Below are 2,446 nucleotides of genomic sequence, written 5' to 3' on the forward strand. Positions count from 1 at the left end.
AAAAGAGCAAAAGCAACCGTGCAATACGTAATCTCTAAAGGAATTGCAGCAAAAAGAATCACTGGAAAAGGGTATGGAAAAACCGAACCTAAAGTAGACTGTAAAGACACGTGTACCGATGAGCAACATGCACAAAACAGAAGATCGGAATTTTTGATTGTGAAGTAAATTAAAAAAATAAAAAAATGCTAACTGGTTTTAAATCGATACTGCTACTAATTATAACGACACTGTTTTCGCTTACTAATATGAATGCACAAAATCTTCTAACAAATGGAGGTTTTGAGGGTGGAGGTAGCACAAATGGATTCTTTATAAATCAATATGGATTAATTAATCCAGTAAACGGCGTCAGCACCCCTGGCAAATATGCTATAACTAAAGATCCAAAATTTATGGATACTAATTTTATATCAGGTGGTGACAAAACAACTGGAAACGGAAATATGTTAGTGATTAATGGCGCTACCTCTAACAATCAAGTTTTTTGGACAGCTGGTAATAATGGAGGAACTTTCCCTGGATTGACCATTGGCACAACATACACCCTTAGTTTTTGGATAAAATCAGTATCGAATGAGGTTACAAGTAGTGCAACGCAAGCAACCATAAATGCTTTCTTTGTTAACGCTACATATACTCCTTCAAACATTCAAGCTCCTTTACCTGCTTTAGGCTGGCAAAAAGTGTCCTTTACCTTTATAGCTACTCAAACTTTTGCACTTATTCAATTACGTACTACTAGCACCAGTACAATTGGAAATGATTTTGCGGTTGATGATTTTGAATTAAAAGCTGGAGGATTACCCTTTACATTAGTAAACAATTCATCTACAAATCCAACTTGCCCTAGTATTAACGATGGTACGATAACCGCGACGGCAAGCGGAGGCAGCACTCCGTATAAATATGCCTTAACGGGTACTTCATCAGCAAACAATAGTACAGGAAAATTTACGGACTTATCAGAGGGCACGTACACTCTTACTATAACTGATTTCGCAGGAGCTAGTTTAGCACCAATAACAGGAATTGTTCTTGCTGCTCCAAACCCATTAATCGTAAGCGCAACTTTACCTACTGTTTGCCCAGGAACCCCAACTACTCTTAGTGTTAGTGGTGCTAGTGGATACACATGGACAGCAAATCCTTTAGATTCTACTCTAACTACCCCAAATAGTACAAGTATTACAGTAAGTCCCACACAAACAACAACCTACACAGTAAGTACAGGGAAAATTCCCAATCTTACAAATTTAATTAATAATGGTGATTTTGAGCTAGGAGATACTGATTTCACATCCGATTATATAACTAATGTAAATCCAAATCCTACTGGGATACAAAAAGCATACGCCATTGTATCAAATCCTAAATCATATTTTACTCCTTTTTCTGCTTGTCCTGACAAAACAACTGGAACAGGAAAAATGTTTATAGCAGATGGTTCTACAGTAAACGGTGGGAACGATAAAGTTTGGGTACAAAATGGAGTTTCAGTGGTTCCAGGTACAGATTATGACTTTACATATTATCTACAAAATATTGTAACTGGGGGTCCAGCGCGAATTGAAGTTACAATAAATGGCAATAAAATAGGTCCAGAAGCAATTGCCCCTTTGTTGCCTTGCATATGGCAAAAAAACACCTATAAATGGAATTCGGGTTCCAATACATTTGCTAGTATCATTATATATGACCGTGAAACATCGGGTAATAATGATTTTGCTCTAGATGACATCTCCTTGGTTGAATCCCCTGTTTGTCCGCTTACAAAATCAATAACAATAACTGTTAATTCGACTTTAACATTAGAAATTATAGATCCTGCACCTGTTTGTTCTGGAGCACCAGTAAATATTACACTGCCTACGGTACTAAAACCAGGAAGTACAACTGGCACCACATTAACCTATTGGACTGATGCAGCTGCTACTATTTCGTTACCAAATCCTAGCGCCATTACTACAAGCGGCACGTATTATATAAAAAGTACACTAGGAAGTTGTTCAATAACTAAACCGGTTTTGGTAAGTATCAATTCAAGTGGTGGAGTCCCAACACCAGGAGTTAGTCCTGTAAGTTATTGTCAAAATAGTATTGCTACTCCATTAACAGCTACACCAGCAACAACTGCAACTTTAAATTGGTATGGAATTGATGCAACAGGAGGCATTGCTAGTACAACTGCACCCATTCCTTCAACTGCTTCGGTAGGAACAACAACATATTATGTTAGTCAATCGATAGGAACTTGCGAAAGCCCGCGTGTTGCAATAGATGTAACTGTAAATCCAAAAATAACTCCAACATTTGCTGCAACCACAGCCATTTGCTCTGGAGATACTCTTTTTACATTACCTCTGTCTTCAAGCAATAGTATTACTGGAACTTGGTTGCCTGCTTTTGATAATACTAAATCCGACACTTATACTTTTACGCCAAC

At 37.6% G+C, this 2,446-nt stretch carries 2 protein-coding genes; both read left to right on the forward strand.

Features of this window, described 5'->3' with window-relative positions; translation table 11 throughout:
• The coding region (locus tag ACFQ0S_RS11565) for an OmpA family protein (protein ID WP_379819098.1) at positions 1-168 on the forward strand (168 nt) is incomplete at its 5' end.
• An 80-nt stretch (positions 169-248) separates the two neighbouring features.
• Positions 249-2,446 (forward strand): Ig-like domain-containing protein (locus ACFQ0S_RS11570; protein WP_379819097.1); only part of this gene is annotated, 2,198 nt, incomplete at its 3' end.

It is taken from the genome of Flavobacterium myungsuense, assembly GCF_042677265.1.
In the GTDB taxonomy this organism is placed as follows: domain Bacteria; phylum Bacteroidota; class Bacteroidia; order Flavobacteriales; family Flavobacteriaceae; genus Flavobacterium; species Flavobacterium myungsuense.